Raw genomic sequence first — 20,038 nt, 5'->3', positions numbered from 1 at the left:
GGCGCCAAGCCCCGGCGCTGGAACCCGACGCGGCGCCGACGCGGGGAGAGGGGCGTGGGGGGCGGATCCTGCGGATCCGAGACCCTCGCGTGCCCACCGCGCGATCCGAGCTCGCCGCGCGCCCTGCGCCGCGCGCCCTGCGCCGCGCGCGTTCGCGGAGCGCCCGAGGCCCGGGACCAGCGCGAGCGCGCCTACCGCCGTCGCGCCGAGCCGTGCGCGCCGCCCGATCGAACGCGGCGCCCGCTCCACGGCGAGATCTGGGTTCTAGAATTCAGGCGAGCTCCAACCTGTTCGGCACGCCAGATCAGGGCAAGACGCCGCGGACCGGCAGCCGCGATGGGGTTCGCACGAAGACCATCGTGCTCCACTCGATGGTGGGGTTGACCAGATCGATTCGCTTGAATCGAGCGAGCAAGGATTCGAGCGCCACCCTCGCCTCCAGGCGCGCGAGGAGGTGGGCGACGCAGAAATGGACGCCGTGCCCGAACGCGACCGACGCCCCCGTCCCGGTCTTTGGCACATCGCGGTCCATATTGAACTCGTCGGGATCGGGAAACACGGCCTCGTCGCGGTTGGCGGACGCGAGGATGACCGTCACTGGAGCGCCGGCGGGCACCTTGACGCCGCCCACCTCCGCTCCGGGCATCGCCTTGCGGAAGATGTTATGGGTAGGCGGGTCCCACCGGAGCATTTCTTCGATAAAGCGAGGGATGAGCGCCGGGTTTTCGCGCAGCCGCTCCGTGTCCGCGGGGCGCTTGGCGAGGGTAATGATTGATTTGCTTATCAATGTGGATGTGGTATCGAACCCCGCTGGGACCAGGACGAAGATGAAGGACATGAGCTCTTCCGGGGTGAGCTTATGGCCGTCGATTTCGGCCTGGAGGAGCGCGCTCACAAGATCATCGCCGGGCGCGCGCCGCCGCGCCTCGAGGACGTCGCCGAGGTAGCGCTCCATCTCGGCGACGGACGCGCGGACGCGCTCGGCGTGCTCGGGGCTCTGCGGGACGGGCGTGACGCTGAGGATATCGTCCGTCCACCGTTTAAAATTGGCGTGGAGAGAAGGATCCAGGGTGAGGAGCTCGCCGATGACGCCCGCTGTCATCGGGACGGCGTAGTCGGCGACGAAATCCGACTCACCCCTGGATTGCAGGGTGTCGGAGAGGCGCTCGGCGATGGCGCGGACCATGGGCTCAATGCTCGTGATGCTCCCGGGACCCAGGGCGCGGCTGACGAGGTTCCGGAGCTTCGTGTGCTCCGGCGGGTCCATTGCGAGCAGGGAGTGCGCCCCCGGCTGCCTCGGGAGCCAAGGCGGGTGAAAGGCGTCGACGTTGCCAGCGGACGAGAATTTTTGAGGGTTCTTGAGGACGGCGATGACATCGGCGTACCGGCTCACCGCCCAGGCGCCCAGCGGCTCGAGCACGCACACCGGCCCGGAGCGGCGCATCTCGGCATAGGTGGGGAACGGGTCCGCCTGGAAATGGGGGGCGAACAAATCAAACTTCCGCAGCTCTTGGGTCATGCGAATAGCTCTCCTGGGAGATATTCTACACGATACGTTCCACTTATTGACCGATCGCGCGCGAAAGCGACATTACCATCAAGCTCGCGGCAAGAACGCGTCGTACTTGTCTTCAACCTCGTCCTGCCAAGAGTTCATGGCCGCGACGTACCGCCCGGCCACCTGATCGACGGAAGAAGTTCCAGAGAAGAGGTGTCCAATGAAATCGGTGTCGTTGCCGCCCGTCTGCTCGCGCGGCGCGCCGGCGGTGCTGCGGGTTGCCCGCAGCTGACGTTGTTCAAGACGTCGAGCGCGCAGGCGTTCAAGCAGGGGCGGTGCGATTTGGAAGGGCATGCGAGGACCTCCTGCGGGGTTGCCGTGTCTGCCTAACCATCCGTCGATGGGTCAACGGAGGACGCGCCAGCTCGCGGCTGGGGCGATCGGCCGAGGGCGCACGGCGCCCAGGATACGCAGGATACGATGGACGGAGGCGACAGCGGGCAAGCTCGCCGGCGCTCACTCGATCACGATCGGCCGCGCCGGGACCACCGCGCGCGGCAGCTCCTCCTGCGCCACCCGGGCCTGCGCCTCGGGCGCCGTCACCTTCCCGGCGAGCGCGAAGCGCACCGGGATCTCCACCAGCGTCGCGAGCCGACTCGCCTCCAGGGAAGCCCGCAGCGCGAGGACGCCGTTCACCTGCCGCACGCCCCCGAGCGGTGCGGCCAGCGACACCCCTGGGGGCAGCGGGATGCGCACGTCGACCTCGACCGAGCGGCCCAGCGCGTGGCGCAGCGAGACCGCGAGCTTCCCCGTCGTTCCCGCGCGCGGGCGCTTCGGCCAGGAGATCTCCACCTGCACGGGGCTCGCCGCCGCGGCCGGCGGCCGGCTCCAGCGCCGGAGCGCCGGGCGCTCCAGGCGCGCCACGACCGCGGGCCCCACCACGTCGACCGTCACCTCCGTCGCGCCCGCGTCGAGCGGCACCACGAGCCGCCCCGACGGCCCGACCTTCACGTCGCGGCGCGCGCCGCCCGACGTCACCGTGACCCGCGCCTCCTCGCGACCCTCACCCCCGTGGGCCAATAGCGCGCGCACCACCGCGCGCGTGCTGGCCGGCGCGCCGTAGCCGCCGCGCACGTCCCGCTGCACGCCCACCCAGCCGAGGAGCCTCGCGGGCGGCGCCGCGCTCCGGCCGAGCCCGGCGGCGCGGAGGAGCGCCGCGTAGACCACCGCGCGCGCGCTCCGATCCTCGGCCTGACCCGGCGGCAAGGTGATGCCGCCGGTCGGGAGCAGCGCCACCCAGGCGCGCAGCCGGTCCGCCACGTTCGCGGCCAGCGCCGCCCGGTGCGGCCGCTCCGCGAGCGCGAGCAGGACCCGGGCGAGCGCCACGCGATCGCCGCTCCGGATCACCTCGTCCAGCGTCCTCGTGACGAACGCGTCCCAGCACGCGTTCACCGCGCCCCCCGCCGGCGAGGGCTCGACCTCGAGCGCGTCGAGCGCTGCCGCGGGCTGCAGGGGCTCTGGCGGGCAGCGCGCGTCGATCTTCGGCAGCTCCTCCGCCACGGACGCGGGCGCGAAGGTGCGCGCCCGGAGCGCCGGAGGCCAGAAGACCAGGTCCTTCTTGCTGTCCTTGTACGCGAGCAGCCGGCCCACGGCGCGGCGGCCGATGTCCTCCGCGCGCGCGGCGAGCGGCGCGCCATCGCCCCCGCGCGCCGCGGCCCAGCGGCGCACGAGCGCCGCGACCTCCACCGCGTCCGCCATCGCCCCCGCGGACGAGAGCCGGTCGGGATCCATCACCTCGAGCGCCGCGGTGAGCGCGCCCGCGAGGCCGCGCTCGACGACGAGCCGCGGGCGGCCGGTGGGCTGGTAGCGCTGCGCGTCCGCCGCGACGCGCAGCGTGGCCGTGGCGCCGCCCTCGACGATCTGGGCGATGTTCAGATCGGTGGGCTCGCCCGCGGGGCGCACGTCCCACGCGTGCACGAGCGTGTCGCCCGCAATCCCCTGCGCCTTCACGGCGACCGCGAGCTCCGCGCGCCCCGCCCGCAGCGCCCGCACCCGCGCGCGCACCGGCGCCGCGCCCCCCGCGGGCACGTCGACCGCCACCGCCCGGCGTCGCGGGTCCGCGAGCGCGGCCACGCCGCGCGCCGTGAGCTCCACGATCGCGCGGAGCGGCCTCGGCGAGCGGTTCCGGACCGAGATCTCCACGTCGACCTCGTCGCCCTCGACCCACGCGGCGCCCGCCTCCACGCGCGCCGAGAGCGGCTGCGCGGTGGGCACGTCGAGCGTAGCCGTGGCCGGCGTGGCGCCGTCCGGCACGCCCACGAAGACGAGCCGGAAGGTCGTCTCGACGTCGCCGAGCGGGACGCGCATCCGCAGCCGGCCATCCCTGTCGGTGCGCTGGGGCGGCGACCAGAAGAACACGCCCCGCGGCGCGCCGTACGAGGTGCGGTGGGCGCCGCCCAGCCTGCCGTGGCCTTGACCGAACCCGGCGCCGGAGCCCTCGCCCACGCCGGCGAGGCCGAGGCCGCCCACGCCGAACGCCTCGCCCAGCGCCGTGCCCGTGAGCTCCTCCAGGAGGCTCTCCCACGCCGACACCGTGGCGTCGCCGACCTCCATGTCGAACTTCGCGTCGACCAGGCGATCCTCGCCGACCGCCCTGGCGTACGGCGTGCCCGAGCGCAGCACGCGCTCGAACGGATCGCGCACGTCGTCGCCCGTGCCGATCCGGCCGTCGGGCCCGGGCGCGTGCAGGGCGAAGCCGCGCCGCACCGTGAGGAACGGCGCGGGCGGCGCGGTCGTCGGGGTGAACTGGATCGTTCCGCCCCAGGGATCGAGCAGGAGCGACTCCTCGAGCTGCGCGTCGCGCACCAGGCGGCGGAGCAGCGCGTTCGGATCGCGGAGCGCTGGCTCGTCCGGGTCGAGAAGGCGCTCGCGCCGGAACGCGCGCGCCGCGGCGAGGATGCGGAAGAGCTTGAGGCGGGTGACGCGGCGAGCGACGTGATCGAACGTGACCTGCGGGTCCACCGCCAGGAGGTCCGCGAGCGAGAGCGGCTCGCCGCCGGGCGTCTCGGGGGGCGCATCCATGGCGGCGGTGACCAGGGTCATCAGCTCGGGGTTCCACGCATAGGCGCCGCCCGGCCCGCGGCGGCGCACGTCGCGCAGCCGCTCCGGATCGCTGGCGGCCTCGAAGACCGCCCCCTCGAGCGAGCGAAGCACCTGGCCGAACGCCTCGTCGAGCGCCGCCCGCGCGGAGCCGGCCGGATCGTTCGCCGGCGCGATCGCCTCGCGCGCCCTCGCGCTGAGCTCCGCGCGCCGGAGCGGCTCGAGCGCTGGATCGCCCTGCAGGAAGGCGCCACAGCGCTCGGGCTCGACCATGCCCTGGCAGAGCCGCGCGCGCGTGTCGAGCGCCGCGAGGCCGCCGACGCTGCCCCCGCCGTGCAGATCCACGACGACGGCCGCGACGGTCCCGGGCAGGCCGCGGCCGCCCCCGTCGGTGAGCGCGAGGTCCACGTCGACGGCGCCGCGCGGGGCCGCGCGACCGCCCGTGATGCGGGCCTCGAGCCGAGGGAGGACGCGCGGCGTGACGAGCACCGCGCCGCCGGCCTGCCGCGCGGCGGCGCCCGGCCGGGGAGCGGCGGCGCTGAGCGTCCAGACGCCGGCCGCGCCCTCGGGCAGGCCGAGCGCGCCGCCCTCCGGGCCCCCGGCGATCCAGGCGCTCGCCGCGCGGGCCGAGTTGCCTGCCTGGACGATCACGCTCCAGCCGGCGCCGTCCGCCGCCTTGCCGCCCTCCGGCCGCCGGTCGGCGCGGGCGCCCGCGCCGCCGGCGTCGATCACGCGGAGCGGGAGCGCGTCGCCGGCGCGGGCAAGGAGCCGCTCGGGCCGGAGCAGCGCCGTGGCGTCGCGATCGACGGAGACGCACAGCGCGAACGGCTCGCGCCGCGACGCGAGCGCCGGGAGCTCGCCTGATGGCCGCACGCGCACCGCCGCCGCGACGCCGCCAGCGCACGGCCCGACGTTGCGGAAGGCCCCGAGCTCGACGGGCGCGTCCCAGGTCACCTCGGCCTCGCCGTACGCGTCGGTGGTCACGGCGGCCTGGAGCCCGTCGCCCTCGACGGTGAACGTGCCCTGCACCGGCTTCCGCCGCGCATCGCGGACGCGCAGGAGCATGCGCTGAGCGACGCCCGGAACGATGGCGCCCGCCTCCGCGAGCAGAGTCGCCTCCGAGGTGGGGCTCTCCACGGAGACGGTGGCCTCGCGCTCGAGCTCGTGCCCCTCGAACGTCGCGCGCGCGACGACGCGCAGCGTGGTCCCCGCGCCCTGCACCACGGTGGTGGGCGCCACGGCCGCGCCGCGGACCTCTCCGGCCGCGTCGGTGCGCGCTGGCGTTGTGAGCTTCTCCCACGCGGCCTTGTCCTCGGGCGGGCTCGTGCCCTTCGGCCCGATCCAGGCCCGCACCGGCAGCCCGGCCACGGGCTGGCCGGCGCCATCGCGGATCCGGATCACGTAGCTTGCGCGATCCCCGGCGCGCAGATCCTGCTCGGACCACTCGGCCAGCATCTGCGGGGCGCCGGGCGTCTCTTCGCGCGGCGAGAGGGAGATCTCCGCGGCGTTCGACGAGGCCCCCGCCGCGCTCCGCGCGCGGGCGCGGAGGATCCAGCGCCAGCCGGGCTCGTCGATCCAGGGGACGGGCACGCGGGCCATGGCGACGCCGGCCGCGTCGGTCGTGACCACGGCCGTGTGCCGGGCGACGCCGCCCTCGAGCAGGCTGACCTCCACGGGGACCCGAGGGGCCGTCTGCCCGGAGGCCTGGCTCTGCACCGTGATCCACGCCGACATCGCGCTGCCCGGCACCACGCGCGTGTCAGGGACGTGCAGGTCGACCTGGAGCGGCGCCAGTCGGTGCACGGTGAGCGTCCGCGTCCGCTGCCGGTCGCCGGCGCGCACGCCGAGCAGCAGCCGGAGCTCGCGCTCGGGCCCCTCCGGGATCGGGACGTCGAGGTGAGCGCGCCCCTTCGCGTCGGTGGTGACCCGCACGGGCGGCGGGACGGCGCTGACCTTGCCGAGGTGCTCGGGATCCCAGGTCGCCTCCACGGTGGCCGCCTCGAGCGGCCGGAGCGTGATCGCGGTGGGGAAGCCGAGCGCGAGGACCTGGACCGGCAGGGTGGCGCCAGGCGCGCCGCGGTCGGGCGCGTGAAGGAAGAGGTCGATGCCGCGGGCGACCGCATCGCGGCCATCCGTGGCCGCGTCGGAGGTCGCGGCGGCGCCGAGGGAGGCGACGAGGAGGAGGCCGGCGAGCGGAAGGGAAGGCCTGGGCATGGTGCCTTTCGACACCGCCAAGGGGAGCAGGTTCCTGCGCTGCACGGCGCCGCCGGGGTGGCCGGCGCTGCGCGCGATCGGGCCGGCGCGCCGTCCGGCGACGGGCTCCGGGGAGGGTGTCGACCTCCTCCGGGCTGAATTTCAATTCTCCGGGGAGGGAGTCGACGGGTAGTGGGGCAATTACCCCACTTGCCTTGAATTGACCCCACTTTTGCGGGCGCAAACGACCCCGCTATTTTGCGGTCGGGTCGGTGAGCGGATCCCCGAGCAACGACAACTACTCTCATACAGGGGGCTTTCGTGCTCTCGCGGCGAGCCGCGCGAACGCCGCGCGGCGTCGATCCGCGCCTCATGCCCATGCTAAGCAAGAGGCATGAACGCATCGACCATCGCGCTCGTGCTCCTGCTCGTCGCCTTCGCGCCCGGGTGCCGCGACGAACCCAAGGGAGTGTCCTACGGTCCGCCATGCACGAAAGAGCTGGCGCAAACCCTCCAGTGGTGCGCCCCCGGAAAGCATCTATCGCCCTGCGAACACGTGCCGGCAGAGCTGGGAGAAGCCTGCCAGGCTGGGTGTGTCCTGCAGATGTGCGGGGATACCGCTCCGGAATCGATAGACAGCCGGGCGCGCTCCACGTCGTGCTCCGATAATCGCGGTCCCCTCTACTGGCGGAACTTCTTCGCAGCTGCGAACGCGTGCGAGAAGCAGCACGGTCGAGCTCAGCCTGCCAGGGGTAACTGCACAACAGCGGAGGTCGAAACGCAATGCGCCGAGCTCGCTGGTACCCATTGGGCGGACAGCTGGCCCGGTCGCTACCGGTAGGCCTGGTGTCGACTTATCGTGCCGACAACCTACGGCTGCATCTCAATTCTCCGAGGCGGCGTCGACAGGTGGCGGGAGAATTTTCCGCACCGGAATGATGAAACCGCCAAGTCGCCATAAGACGCGAAGAAATCCTCTAAAATCTTGGCGTCTTATGGCGACTTGGCGGTTCAAATGACCCCACCTTCAGCCAAAGTACCCCACCACCGCCGCATCCCTCGTGGGCGCCACAGTTCGGCGGTCGTCCCGTTCGGTGGCTGCACCTGGACATGGTGCGCCGTGTTGCGCCGTCACCCCGGCGCCACGACCACCATCGCCGCGCGCTCCCCGCCGTCGCTCCCGGCGAGGGAGACCGCACACGGGTGCGGCGCGAAGCCCCGCGCGAACGCCTCCGACGCGATCGCGAGGTGCAGCGGCATGGCCGCGGCGCCGAGCGCCCCGATCCGCTGGGCGGGGCACTCCAGCTGCTGCGGATCGCAGAAGAGCTGCTGCGTGCGCACCGACGCGGCCTGGAGCTCGAAATGGCGGAAGGTCTCGAAGGTGATGTCGGTGAGCACCCAGCCCGCGCGCAGCCCGCGCTCGGCGAGCGGCGCGAGCGCGGCGCGGAGCGCGGCGGTGAGGCCCGTGGCCTGGAACGCGGACTCGTCGTTGTCCGGGCGGGCCCGCTCGTGCGCGGTGGAGAGGCCGACGATCTGCCCGAGCTCGCGGAGGAGCGCGCGCCGCGCGACGTCGGGGCGCGCGAGGACCACGAAGGCCGCGCACTCGCCGGGGACGAGGGCGTCGAGGTTGTCCGGCCGGAAGAGCCGGCCCGCGGCGTCGAGCGCGGCGATGCGCGCGGGGTCGTAGTCGGTGTGCACGCCGCCGAGCAGCGCCGCGTCGATCGTGCCTCGCGCGAGCGCGTCGCACAGCTCCGGCAGCAAGAACCCCGGCGCGGCGGGGCCGCGCGTCGAGACCTTGACCGCGATCTCCGGCGCGCCCCCGTACGACTGCGCCCGCGCGGCGAGCTCGGCGGCGACCCGCTGCGCCGGGGCCTCGCCGCCCGGCGGCCGCTGCCCGAGGTGCTCGTCGAGGCACAGGCCCATCTGCATGCGCAGCCCCCGCGCCGCGGGGCCGAGCTTCTCGAGCGCCTCGCCGAGCGCGCGCTCCGCGAGCAGGACGGCGCGCGCCGCGCCCGTGACCCGCGGATCGAGCGTGGGCAGGAAGCACATCGTGACGGGCTCGCCCTGCCCGTCCACGAGCGGCGACTCGCGCATCGCCGCGGCCGAGGCGCGGTGGGAGAACGCGGTGTCGATCGAGCGCAGCCCGACGGGCGTGACCGCGCCCGCGGCCACCATGACGGCGAGGGGCCTCACGCTCGCCCCCGCTCGCGCACGATCACGCGCGCGTCCTTCATCCGCCGGGGCGCCTTGACGTGCGCGCGCCAGACCATCTCGACGGCCACCGGCTTCTGCGGGCCGGTGGCGTAGAGGTCGACGAGCACGGTGTCGAGGTGCGGCGCGAAGGCGACCGGCGCGCGATCCTTCACGTGGAACTCGATCTCGACCTGCACCTTCGGGAGCTCGAAGCTGAGCGCCCCCTCGGGCGTGAGGTTGAGCGCCCGCACCGGCTCGCCGCCCGCGAGCGGCGGATCCGCGATGAGGCCCGGCGAGGCGCAGAGGTTGAAGCGGTGGTCGAAGTCCTCGGGCAGGAGCGGCGCGCGGTTCTCCCGCCACGCGGCGTCGTACGTCCCTGCATACGCGCGGCGCGGCTCCCAGTGCCGGCCGACGGCCCCGATCCCCGCGGGCGGCGGCGCGGTCTTCGCGGTCCGGATCGGGTACGAGGGGTCCTCGATGGCCGGCGCCGGCTGGTGGGTGAGCGAGGCCGGCGCGCGCGTGACGCCCGTGCCGATCGGGTTGCGCGGCTCCTCGAGGGGCGCCGCGGGATCGTCGTCGTCCCGCCCGCCCCAGGCGTGGTCGTAGCGCATGTCGATCTGCTCGATGGGCGCCGGCGCGGTGAGGGCGGCGCCCTTGTCCACCCAGAGCCGCTTGCCGAACACGACGAGCGATTTTCTGAGCGGGCCCACCTCGACGCGCACGTCGAAGGAAGGCACGGCCTTGCCGTTCGGCGCGTACGCCGTGGCCACGAAGATCACGTCGGTCGCCGGCTTGAACAGGCAGACGTCGGCGGGGTACGCGACGCTCTCGGGCTTCTTCTCCTCCCAGGGCAGGTCGGCGAGGCGGACCCCGCGCGTGCGCTCGGGGGGCGCGAGCTCGAGGCTGCCGTCGCCCTGGAGCTCGAAGCTCGCCTTGACGATCGTGACCAGCTGCTCGCCGTCCCGGTCGACGAGCAGCTGTGGGTGCGCGGCGAAGTCCGTCTTGTTGTCGAGCGGGGGCTGGCTCATCGCGGGCGCATTATCGACAGGATCGGAGGCGATGTCTCTCCGAGTTCGACGGAGGCGCGCGCGATCACCCGGCCATGGCCGCCTCGGCGGCGTACGCGTCGAGGCCGTGGCCGCGCAGCGCCGCCTCCACGAGCGCGATCGGCTCGGCGCAGGCCGGGTCGTCCGCGCCCTCCCCGGCGACGACCGCCGGCAGCGCCCGGGCCACGACGAGCCGCACGGCGCGATCGCGGAGCGCCAGCGAGAGCGGCAGCGCCCCGAGCAGGCGGTGGCCATGCAAGGCCGCGCGGAGGGTGAAGCGCTCCCGGTCGGGCGCGGGCACGGGCGAGAGGAGCAGCGCGCCGAGCAGGTCGGGCTCGCCGAGCGCCAGGGTCGCGTCCGCGATCCACCGCGTGGCCCTCCGGGCGAGGTCCCGCTCGCTCCGCCATGCGGCGTCCTCGCGCGCCCGCCGCGCCGCGCGGCCATGGAGCGCGGCGAGCCAGGGCGCGATCGCCGCCGGATCCAGCGGATCGGGCCGCTCGAAGCGCGCGATCGCCCCCTCGGCGAGGCCCTCGACCTCGAGCGCGGCGGCGAGCGAGAAGAGGCCCGCGGCGACGTCGGGCGGGGGCGTTGCCGCGGCGAGGCGCCGCGACCAGGCGACGACCTCGGCGCGGGAGGCGGTCGCGCCGGGCGCCACCTGCGCGCGGTCCGGCAGCCGGGCGACATCGATGCGCTCGTCCAGATCTCCCCGCGTGACGAGCCGCGGATCGAGCAGCGGCGCGCCGCCGGGGCGGCCCGCGCTGGCAGCACGCAGGCGCACTCCACGGCGACCGAGACGCGCACCGACTCGCCGTCGTCGACGAAGCTGGTCGGGAAGGTGCGGCACCCGAGCGGCTTGGCCTCGGGCCCGCCCTTCGCGTGGAGCGAGCAGCGCCCCTCGCCCTCGAGGTAGGCGCACCGGCCGTCCCGCATCGCCACGACGGAGGCCGCGCACGGCCACGTCCCGCGCTCCGGCGTGAAGACCCGCTCGTGGCGCGCGCCCCCGCTCAGCACGTCGGGGCGCAATGCCCGCGCCCGCGCGGCCTCCTCGGGATCGAAGAGGATCGAGGCGTAGATCCGGCAGCAGCTCCCGCGGCCGTCGCAGTGCAGGCTGAAGTCGGGCAGCACCTCCAGCGGGCGCTCGCGGGGATCGCGCTCCCCCGGGTCGAGCGCGGGCGCCGCGGGCGCCGCGGCGCTCCAGGGCCCCGCGTCCTCGCCGGCGTCATCCGCTCCCAGCAGCCCCGCGGCGTGGAGCTCTGCGAAGAACGCCTGCGCCGCGGGCACACGCGCGTGTGCGCCCTCGCGGGCCGCCGCGATGACGATGCCCTCCACGTCGCGCGTCCCGTCGGCCGCGGAGAGCAGGACCCACTCCCGTGGGCCGAGCTGGAGCAGCTGCCCGGTGCGGGCATCGTGGAGGATGACGCGCTCCTCCTCGCCGACCAGGTGGCGCCGCGCGAGCACGTGGGCGGCGAGGCGAGGGCGCGCCGGCGGCGTGCTCGGGCTCACCCGAGCCACGCTATCCGACGCCGGCGGCAGCGCGCCACCGAAACGAGGCGCGGCGGCGCCCGCCGTCGCCGCCGCGCTCTCCCCGGGCGGAGCGCGACGGCCGCGGCCACGCCCTCAGCGCACGCACTTCACCCACGCGGCCGTGAAATGGTTCCACTTGCCGCTCTCTCCGGCGTTGAACCCGGTGAAGCCATCGTCGAAGTTGAGCGCCCAGGCCGCCGAGGCGTTCCCCGCGGCCGCGTGGGAGCTCCAGTACCAGTCGTTGCTGCGGGCGCCGTACTGCGTGTCGGGGAACATCGCGCGGTTGATCGACGGCGCCACCTGCGCCTCGTCGACCAGCGTCGCGAGCTCCCGGATGCTGGGCAGGCGCCACGTGTGGCCGTTGAGATCGAGCGTCGCGCAGTAGCTCTCCGCCTCGGTCCAGGCGAGCGTGGCCGGCGAATACCCCTGCTGCCAGACGAGGCCTGTGTACATGTCCATCACCTCGCCGGGCGACACGACGGCGTACTGGTCGGGCGGGGCCACGGCCGGGCTGCTCGGCGCCTCGCCCTCGCCGTTGCCTCGCACGCAGCGCAGGCTCGCCGCGGTCGCCTTGGAGTAGGCGTTGCTGACGATCCCGTCGCTCAGGTTGAAGGCCCAGGCATAGTCGCGCCCCGCGCCGGCGCCGGCCTGCCGGATGGTGAGGATCCAGTCGGACGACGTCTTGTGGAAGCCCCCGCGCGCCCCCGGGAACGCGCCCCTGTCGATGGCCGGGCTCCGGGTGAAGTCGACGATCGACGTCATCTCGATGCGCGTCGGAAGGCGCCAGTCGGAGAACCCGCCGAGCGTCAGGTCGTCGCAATAGCCGATCGCCTGCTCCCACGTGTACGCCTCGGAAGGAGGGGTCTCTTGCCATTCGAGACATGTGACCTCGTCGCGCACCACGCCGCCCCCCACATCGGTATAACTCGCGGGGTTGGGCAGGCCGCTGCCCGCCGGGTTGGGCATGGGCCAGCACGCCCACTTGTGCGTCCTGCAGGCCGCGGCCCTGCTGCATCGTTCGGGCGCTCCGCCCGCGCCCCCGCTGCCCGGGCCACCGCCCTCCCCGGCCGCTCCGCCGTCCCCCGGCGCGCCGCCGCCCGCGGTGCTCTCCGCGCCGTCGCCCTCCCCGCCTGCTCCGCCGTCCCCCGGCGCGCCGCCGCTCGCGGTGCTCTCCGCGCCGCCGACCCCGGCGCCCGTCTCCGAGGCTCCGCCTGTCGCGAGCGCGCCGCCCGTCCCCCACCCGCCGCTCCCCGCGATCGCGTCGCGGTCGCCGCCCTCCTGGCCGCACGCCGCGGCCGCGAGCACCACGCCGAGCGCGACCCCCGTCCGGGCACGCGCCGCGGTGACGGACATCACCCAGGTCGCGTCGACGACCCACCGCTTGCTTCGATTCACAGGCACCTCCGCGCGCTCAAGCCAATGCCGCAAGACAAATATGTTCGAACCGCACCAACCTATCACACGCTGCGCGAGGGTCGCCAAAGCACGTACCGGAAGAACGGCAACTTCCTGCCAGTCGACAGAAATCGCCCAGCGCCGTCATCTCAGCGCGTGCTCGATGTGCTGAGTCGCAGACCCTGCGCGCCTTCGGCAGGCGCAACGCCCCTGAACGCACCGGGCGACCGCGCGTTCCCGTGCCCTGACAATTCTTCGATCAGCCTTAACCCGTGACGTTCCGCGCGCAGAGCACCCACCGATCGTAGTTGACACCGAAAATGTGAACGTTCACAGTGCATTCCCGCGGGCGTCCTTTGTCCTCCAGATCCATTCCGATGGTAGAGATCGAGGAGTGGTTCGGCCTCCAGGGACGCGGAGGGTAGACCCCAGCCACCGGGGCGCACTGTGGGAAGAACGCGCCGCCAGCTTTGCGGCAGATCACGGGGACAACGGCCGGGTAAGGGCGACGCCACGCGTGATGTCGACACGTTCTTGAGAGTGAATCAGCAAGGAGACCAGCCGTGAAAGAGACGAAGTCCTGGGGCAAGGGTTGGGCGGCCGTGGCGCCCTTCCTGTTGGCGCTGCTCGCGATGACGGGGTGCAACGAGAAGAGCGAGGGGCCGGCCGCCGCGCCAGCCGAGGGCGGCGGCTCGAAGCCGAAGATCGTCAAGCTCGCCTTCGTCACCAACAACGCGTCCGAGTTCTGGAAGATCGCCCAGGCGGGCGTCCGGAAATACGAGCAAGAAAGCAAGGTCCAGGTCGACGTGAAGATGCCGTCGAACGGCACCACGGAGGAGCAGAACCAGATCCTCGAGAACCTTTCGAGTCAGGGCTACGACGCCATCGCCGTGAGCGCCATCGCGCCGGCCGATCAGGTCCCGGTGCTCAACAAGGTGGCCGAGAAGAGCAAGCTCATCACGTTCGACTCGGACGCCCCGGCGTCGAGCCGACTGCTCTACATCGGCACCAACAACCACGAGGCCGGCAAGGCGCTCGGCGCCCACATCGTGAAGCTCCTCCCGGAGGGCGGCAAGATGGCCGTGTTCGTCGGCACGCTCTCCGCGGACAACGCGAAGCAGCGCCTGCAAGGCATCCAGGACGCGATCGCCGGCAAGAACATCGAGATCGTCGACAAGCGCGAGGACAACACCGATCGCGCGAAGGCGCGCTCCAACGTGGAGGACATCATCAACGCGCACCCGGACCTGAAGCTCGTCGCAGGCCTGTGGTCCTACAACGGCCCCGCCATCGCGGCGGCCATCGAGGCGCTCGGGAAGAAGGGCAAGGTCCTCGCGGCGGTGTTCGACGAGGAAGAGGAGACGCTCACGGCCATCGAGAACGGCACGATCTCGGCCACGGTCGTCCAGAAGCCGTTTCAGTTCGGTTACCTGGCGAGCAAGTGGGCGCATGAGCTCTCGGTCAAGCCCGGCACGGCGATGGGGCAGATCCCGGCCAACAAGAGCATCGACACCGGCATCGACGTGATCGAAAAGACCAACGTGGCGACCTTCAAACAGCAGCTCGCCGAAATGAAGAAGTGAGCGTGACAGCGTCCGCTCCGGATCTGCTCGCGATGCGCGCGATCACCAAGCGGTTTGCCGGCGTGGTCGCGCTCCAGGGCGTCTCTCTCTCGCTGAAGCCGGGCGAGGTGCTGGCCCTCATGGGCGAGAACGGCGCGGGCAAGAGCACGCTCATGAAGATCCTCGGGGGCGCCCTGCAACCCGACGAAGGCGAGATCCGCATCGACGGGAAGAACGTCGCCATCGAGAGCGTGCGCGCCGCCAAGCGCCTCGGCATCGCGCTCATCCATCAGGAGCTGATGCTGGCGCCGAACCTGGACATCGCGGCCAACATCTTCCTCGGCAACGAAGGCGGCGCGACAGGGCTGCTCCTCCGTCCGCTGCCGAAGGGCGACATGGCCGCCCGCGCCAGGGAGCTGCTCCTGCGCGTGGGCTTGCGGCTCTCGCCCTCGACCCCGGTGTCCGCGTTGACCGCCGGTCAGATGCAGATGGTCGAGATCGCCAAGGCGCTCGCCCTGAGCGCGCGCATCCTCATCATGGACGAGCCGACCTCGTCGCTCACGAGCGGTGAGTCCGAGCATCTCTTCGGGATCATCCGCAAGCTCCGGGCGGACGGCATCGGCATCGTCTACATCTCGCACCGCATGGAAGAGGTCATGACGCTGGCGGACCGGGTGACGGTCCTGCGCGACGGCCGCCACGTCGGGGACCTCACGCGCGCGGGAGCGACGCGCGAACGGATCGTCTCCATGATGGTGGGCCGCGAGCTCAGCGCGCACTACTTCCCGGAGAGACGGCCCCGTACATCGACCGAGCCCGTGCTGGTGGTCGAAGGGCTCGTCGTGCCCGGCGCGCCCGCGCAGATCTCCTTTTCGGCCGGACGCGGGGAGATCCTCGGCTTCGCCGGCCTGGTCGGCTCGGGCCGCACGGAGCTCATGCAGACGATCTTCGGGGTCACGCCGGCGCTCGGGGGACGCATGACGCTCGAAGGCAAGGAGTTTGCTCCTCGAAAACCCAGGGACGCCATCGACCGCGGCGTCTACCTCGCGCCGGAGGATCGCAAGCGCCACGGCCTCGTACTGCCGCTCAGCGTCGCAGAGAACACCTCCCTGCCCGACATCGGCAACTACAGCCGCTGGGGCTTCCTGAACAGGGAGACGGAGCGCCGGGTCGCCGAATCGGAGGTGGAGCGCTTGAGGACGAAGACGCCCGGCATCCGTCAGCCCGTCGTGAACCTCTCCGGCGGAAACCAGCAGAAGGTGGTGCTCGGGAAATGGCTGGCCATGAACCCGCGCGTGCTCATCCTGGACGAGCCGACGCGGGGCATCGACGTCGGCGCCAAAGCCGAGATCTACCGCCACATGACCGCCCTCGCGGATGAAGGCATCACGATCTTGATGGTCAGCTCGGACATGGAAGAGATCATCGGAATGAGCGATCGCGTCGCCGTCATGCACGAGCGGCGCATCAAGGGCGTATTGCCGCGGGAACGGCTCAGCCAGGAGCGGATCGCGACCTTGATGACGGGCCACGCCGACAAGGAGGATCTGTCGTGAGGCGCGAGCTTGGGATGACCATCGCGCTCGTCGTGATGTGTCTGGGCCTCTACATCTCGAACCCGGATTTTCTCGGGCAGTCGAACTCGATCAACACCCTGCGGCAGATCTCGATGCTCGGGATCTTCGCGATCGGCATCGGGTTCGTCATCATCGCCGGCGGCATCGATCTGTCGATCGGGTCCGTGATCGGCCTGACGGGCGTCCTCATCGCCAAGCTCTCGTCGACCCAGCTCGGCGGCCTGGGTTACCCGTTGTGGATCGGCATTCCGGTGGCGCTCGGCGTGGCGCTGCTGTTCGGTCTCGGCCAGGGCCTCTTGATCACGCGGCTCAAGCTGCAGCCGTTCATCGTCACGCTCGGCGGCATGTTGTTCTTGCGCGGCGTCTCGCAGACCATCGCCGGGGGGGGCACGCTGAGCCTCGGTGGCTCGCCGCTGCTCGCCCTCGCGAACGGCGGGCTGCTCAAGAGCGGGAGCGACGCGCTCGTCCCGTATCCGCTGCTGATGTTCCTCGCCGTGAGCGGCGTGGCGGCCTACGCGCTGCACTTCACGGTGTTCGGCCGTTACGTTTACGCGATCGGCGGCAATCGCGACGCGGCCGAGTACTCCGGCATCAACGTAAAGCGGGTGGAGACGTCTACCTATGTGATCTCGGCGGGCCTCGGCGGCGTGGCCGGCGTCTGTTACGCGTCGTACATCGGGCAGATGTCGCAGCAGGTCGGCATCGCGTACGAGATGTACGCGATCGCCGCGGCCGTGCTCGGCGGCTGCTCGCTTCGCGGGGGTGAAGGCACGGTGCTCGGCATCATCATCGGCTCCGCGGTGATGCGCGTCATCGACAACGGCATCAACATGTTTCAGCTGCCGTACGAGGACGCTGACCGCATCCAACGCATCTGGCGCCTGGACCCGAACTGGACCTTCATCATCATCGGCGCCGTGATCCTCGTCGCCGTGATCCTCGACCAGATCGTGCACATCGTGCAGACGAAACGGCGCATCCGGCATGCCTCCGCGGGCGCCGCCGAGGCGGCGCCGAGCCTGCAGGCGGCCGTGGCGGTGAGCGCAGCGGAGCCGCCTGCCGCGAGAGCGCCCGATCGCGAGAGCGTCTGAGCTTTCCGGCGATGGGGGACGAACCGCCATGTCGCCAGGAGCGCCCCGCCCTGACCCTCAGGGAAGTCGTTGCCTCCTCAGCCCGGCGGTCCGGCCCGAGCGGCGCCGGAGCTCGTGACCCCTGTCGCCCGCCCCGTCTCGGCGCCATGACGGGTCCATGTCAGTACACACGAAGAAGACGTCTATCGGCCTGTCCGGCAACAGCAGGCCGAAGAACAAGAACAAGCGACATCACTGGAAGCGCTACCGCGGCCAGGGCAAGTCACACCACGGGTGATCGCCGTCACGGCGAGGTGAGCCGGCGAGCATAGCCCGCCGCCCGACCCACGAGCGCGGCGGCCGCGATCACGCCGCGCGCCCGCAGCGTCTCCCGCGGCAACCTCACCTCGGCCGGCGGCGCGACAAACGCCTCGAGCCAGGCCTCGGCCGGCGGCCGCGCCAGCACCCCGCCGAGGTCGAACAGCGAGAGATCCGGGACGCCGGCCGCCTCCGCGGCGGCCACGTCCTCGCGGAGCTCGGCGACCGAGCGGTAGACTGGCTCGTCGCCGAGCGCGCCTTTGCCCACGGCGCCCAGCGAGGCGCCCGCCCTCGGACCGAACCGCCGGGCGGCGGCGCGGCACCCCCAGGCGAGCAGCGCGAGCGCGTCCTCCCGGCCGAGCGCGCCGCGCGAATACCCCGCGATCAACGACGTGTACAGCATCGCGCCGACGCGCCCCCACGGCGGCGCGGACACGGGCGTCCCGAGCAGCCGCTCCCAGCCGCGCGCCGGCCCGTCGGTCAAGACGAGCGGCACGATCGCGGCCGAGGTCGCCACCCCGCGCGCGTGCACCGCGCCCGCCAGCTCCACGTACGCGCGCTGCGAATCGCTCCACCGCGGGCTCCCTCGCGCTCCCCGCGGCCCACCGCCGAGCAGATCGAGCGCGCCGCGCCCCCCTGCGAGCGCCCGCCGCACCGCCTCGATCGGCGGCTCGAGATCGAACACGACCTCGGCCGCGGCCAGGCGCCGCGCGTCGAGCGCGTCCAGCAGCCGCGCGACGAACGCGCCGAACGCCGCCGCGTTGCCGGCGCTCGCCCAGCGCCCGTCCTCGTCCGCGATCATCGGCCACACCGCGACCGCCACCCCCGCGTCCGCGCACGCCGCCACGAGATCCGGCAGCCCCGGCGCGGTCTCCGGCCGCACCGCGATCGAGAGCTCCAGCGCATACCGCCGCAGCAGCGCGAGCGTCCCGGGCGCCCGCACCACCTCGAGCGGCAGCAGCTCGCTCCAGATCCGGCGCCGGGGCGTCACGCCCGCCGCCCGCGCCGCGGCGCCGCCTGCGCTCGGCCGCCGCACGGGCCGCCCGCGCCGCTGCGCCGCCGTTTCCTTCCGAACGCCCCAAGGCCCCCGCTACACTCGCGCGTCATGAAGATCCTCTATGGCGTCGTCGGCGAAGGGATGGGGCACGCCATGCGCTCGCGCGTCGTGATCGAACACCTGCTCGCGCAGGGACACGAGCTCGAGATCATGGCGTCGGGCAGGGCGACCGACTTCCTGTCCAGGCGCTTCGCGGGGGTGAACCGCATCCACGGGCTCCACATGATCTACGAGGAGAACCGGGTCCGGCGCGGCAAGACGCTCTGGTCCAACGTGCTCTCCGGCGCGACGGGCACGCCGAAGAACATCGCCGCGTACTTCGAGCTCATCAAGGACTTTCGCCCCGAGCTCACCGTCAGCGACTTCGAGTCGTGGACGTACCTCTACGCCAAGCTCCACCGGCTGCCGATCCTCTCGGTCGACAACATGCAGATCATCAACCGGTGCACCCACGACGCGGAGATCCTCGCCGGCCACGAGGCGGGGTTCCAGCTCACGCGCGCGTTCGTGAAGAGCAAGCTGCCGTTCTGCAACCATTACGTCATCGCCACGTTCTTCCGCCCGCCGGTCCGCAAGCAGGAGACGACGCTGGTGCCGCCGATCCTCCGCCCCGAGATCATCGCCGCGAACCGCCGCCCCGGGGAGCACCTGCTCGTCTACCAGACCGCCGAGGGGAACGACGCGCTGTCGGCGACGCTCGCGAAGACCGGGCTCGAGTGCCGCATCTACGGGATGCGCCGGAACATCACGGAGGAGCAGGTCGAGGGCAACCTCCGCTACCGCCCCTTCAGCGAGGAGGGCTTCATCGACGACCTCGCGTCGTGCCGCGCCGTCATCGCCGGCGGCGGGTTCACGCTGATGGGGGAGGCGGTCTACCTGCGCAAGCCGATGCTCGCCGTCCCCCTCGGCCGCCAGTTCGAGCAGGTGCTCAACGCCCGCTACCTCGAGCGCGAGGGGTTCGGCCGCGGCGCCGATTCGCTGGACGACCCGGCCGTCGTCGCGGATTTCGTGAAGGCCATCCCGGCCTGTGAAGAGAAGCTCGCGGGCTACTCCCAGGACGGCAACCGGCAGCTGTTCGAGGTGATGGACGGCCTGCTCGATCGCGCGCACGCCGGCGTGCTCTGAGCGCGGCGGCCGGCGCGCCGCGCTCGCGGCCGGCACGCCGCGCCCTCCCCTACTTCGGCCTGCAGCCCTTGAGGTCCGAGCCGGAGATGCCGTTGCACTCCTGGTCCGCGGGGCAGTCCGTCTGCTCGACGCACGTCTTCAGGCACTCGAGCGCCGCGCTGTCGTCGGGCTTGCCGCAGACCGAGCCGTCCTCACACTCGCCCTCCGCGCCCTCTTCGTCGCACGCCTCGCCGAGCGCCGCGCCGCCACAGCCCCACGCGAGCAGCGCGCCGACGAAGAGCCCCATCCCGATCCACCTGGTTCGCATGCATGACCTCCCTTGTCTTCAGCCCACTTGCAGGCGGCAGGGGCGCGGCGCCGCTCACGTGATGACGCGGCGTG

Annotated in this window: 14 protein-coding genes; 5 read left to right on the top strand and 9 right to left on the bottom strand. The window is 72.7% G+C overall.

Annotated elements, in window-relative coordinates; translation table 11 throughout:
* Positions 1–304 precede the first annotated feature (304 nt).
* From WME73_RS17555 to WME73_RS17545, 3 genes are all read right to left on the bottom strand, one after another.
* Positions 305–1,519, bottom strand: coding sequence for a cytochrome P450 (locus WME73_RS17555; protein WP_437916413.1), 1,215 nt, complete (start codon positions 1,517–1,519; stop codon positions 305–307).
* 78 nt (positions 1,520–1,597) lie between these two features.
* Positions 1,598–1,852 (bottom strand): hypothetical protein, encoded by a 255-nt coding sequence (locus WME73_RS17550; RefSeq protein WP_437746595.1) that lies wholly within the window; start codon positions 1,850–1,852, stop codon positions 1,598–1,600.
* Between the two features lie 162 nt (positions 1,853–2,014).
* On the bottom strand, positions 2,015–6,811 hold the full coding sequence (locus WME73_RS17545) for an alpha-2-macroglobulin family protein (protein WP_437916412.1): 4,797 nt from the start codon (positions 6,809–6,811) through the stop codon (positions 2,015–2,017).
* Here WME73_RS17545 and WME73_RS17540 point away from each other — a divergent pair.
* A complete protein-coding gene (locus WME73_RS17540; RefSeq protein ID WP_437916411.1) occupies positions 6,810–6,983 on the top strand; it encodes a hypothetical protein in 174 nt (57 codons plus the stop codon). The genes WME73_RS17545 and WME73_RS17540 overlap by 2 nt on opposite strands.
* 938 nt (positions 6,984–7,921) lie before the next feature.
* On the opposite strand, the gene WME73_RS17535 is transcribed toward WME73_RS17540, so the two are convergent.
* The 4 genes from WME73_RS17535 to WME73_RS17520 form a co-directional block, all read right to left on the bottom strand.
* Positions 7,922–8,983 (bottom strand): beta-ketoacyl synthase N-terminal-like domain-containing protein, encoded by a 1,062-nt coding sequence (locus WME73_RS17535; protein ID WP_437746584.1) that lies wholly within the window; start codon positions 8,981–8,983, stop codon positions 7,922–7,924.
* The gene (locus WME73_RS17530; protein WP_437916410.1) at positions 8,980–10,011 is read right to left on the bottom strand and encodes a DUF2169 family type VI secretion system accessory protein; all 1,032 of its coding nucleotides are present in this window, start codon (positions 10,009–10,011) and stop codon (positions 8,980–8,982) included. Before WME73_RS17530 ends, WME73_RS17535 begins: the two co-directional genes overlap by 4 nt.
* Before the next feature lie 64 nt (positions 10,012–10,075).
* Positions 10,076–10,807, bottom strand: coding sequence for a hypothetical protein (locus tag WME73_RS17525; RefSeq protein WP_437916409.1), 732 nt, complete (start codon positions 10,805–10,807; stop codon positions 10,076–10,078).
* Between the two features lie 839 nt (positions 10,808–11,646).
* The gene (locus tag WME73_RS17520; RefSeq protein WP_437916408.1) at positions 11,647–12,948 is read right to left on the bottom strand and encodes a DUF1566 domain-containing protein; all 1,302 of its coding nucleotides are present in this window, start codon (positions 12,946–12,948) and stop codon (positions 11,647–11,649) included.
* Between the two features lie 563 nt (positions 12,949–13,511).
* On the opposite strand from WME73_RS17520, the gene WME73_RS17515 reads away from it, so the two are divergent.
* Genes WME73_RS17515 through WME73_RS17505 form a run of 3 tightly spaced genes read left to right on the top strand, consistent with a single transcriptional unit; the run spans position 13,512 to position 17,178 of the window.
* The gene (locus WME73_RS17515) at positions 13,512–14,531 is read left to right on the top strand and encodes a sugar-binding protein (protein ID WP_437916407.1); all 1,020 of its coding nucleotides are present in this window, start codon (positions 13,512–13,514) and stop codon (positions 14,529–14,531) included.
* Positions 14,532–14,563: 32 nt separating this feature from the next.
* A complete protein-coding gene (locus tag WME73_RS17510; RefSeq protein ID WP_437747992.1) occupies positions 14,564–16,066 on the top strand; it encodes a sugar ABC transporter ATP-binding protein in 1,503 nt (500 codons plus the stop codon).
* The gene (locus tag WME73_RS17505; RefSeq protein WP_437916406.1) at positions 16,063–17,178 is read left to right on the top strand and encodes an ABC transporter permease; all 1,116 of its coding nucleotides are present in this window, start codon (positions 16,063–16,065) and stop codon (positions 17,176–17,178) included. The genes WME73_RS17510 and WME73_RS17505 overlap by 4 nt, the downstream gene beginning before the upstream one ends.
* A gap of 283 nt (positions 17,179–17,461) precedes the next feature.
* Here the strand turns inward: WME73_RS17505 and WME73_RS17500 are convergent, their stop codons facing one another.
* Positions 17,462–18,511 carry a hypothetical protein gene (locus tag WME73_RS17500; RefSeq protein ID WP_437916405.1) on the bottom strand — a complete coding sequence of 350 codons (1,050 nt, stop codon included), beginning with the start codon at positions 18,509–18,511 and terminating at the stop codon, positions 17,462–17,464.
* A 69-nt stretch (positions 18,512–18,580) separates the two neighbouring features.
* On the opposite strand from WME73_RS17500, the gene WME73_RS17495 reads away from it, so the two are divergent.
* Entirely contained in the window at positions 18,581–19,657 is a 1,077-nt protein-coding gene (locus WME73_RS17495; protein ID WP_437746577.1) for a glycosyltransferase family protein, read from the top strand.
* A gap of 49 nt (positions 19,658–19,706) precedes the next feature.
* On the opposite strand, the gene WME73_RS17490 is transcribed toward WME73_RS17495, so the two are convergent.
* Positions 19,707–19,964: a hypothetical protein gene (locus WME73_RS17490; protein ID WP_437916404.1), complete on the bottom strand. Its 258-nt coding sequence runs from the start codon at positions 19,962–19,964 to the stop codon at positions 19,707–19,709.
* Positions 19,965–20,038 lie beyond the last annotated feature (74 nt).

Origin of the sequence: Sorangium sp. So ce302 (genome assembly GCF_051530145.1) — a bacterium.
GTDB classification, from domain to species: Bacteria; Myxococcota_A; Polyangia; order Polyangiales; family Polyangiaceae; genus Sorangium; species Sorangium cellulosum_B.
This window is presented reverse-complemented; position numbering and strand designations above follow the sequence as displayed.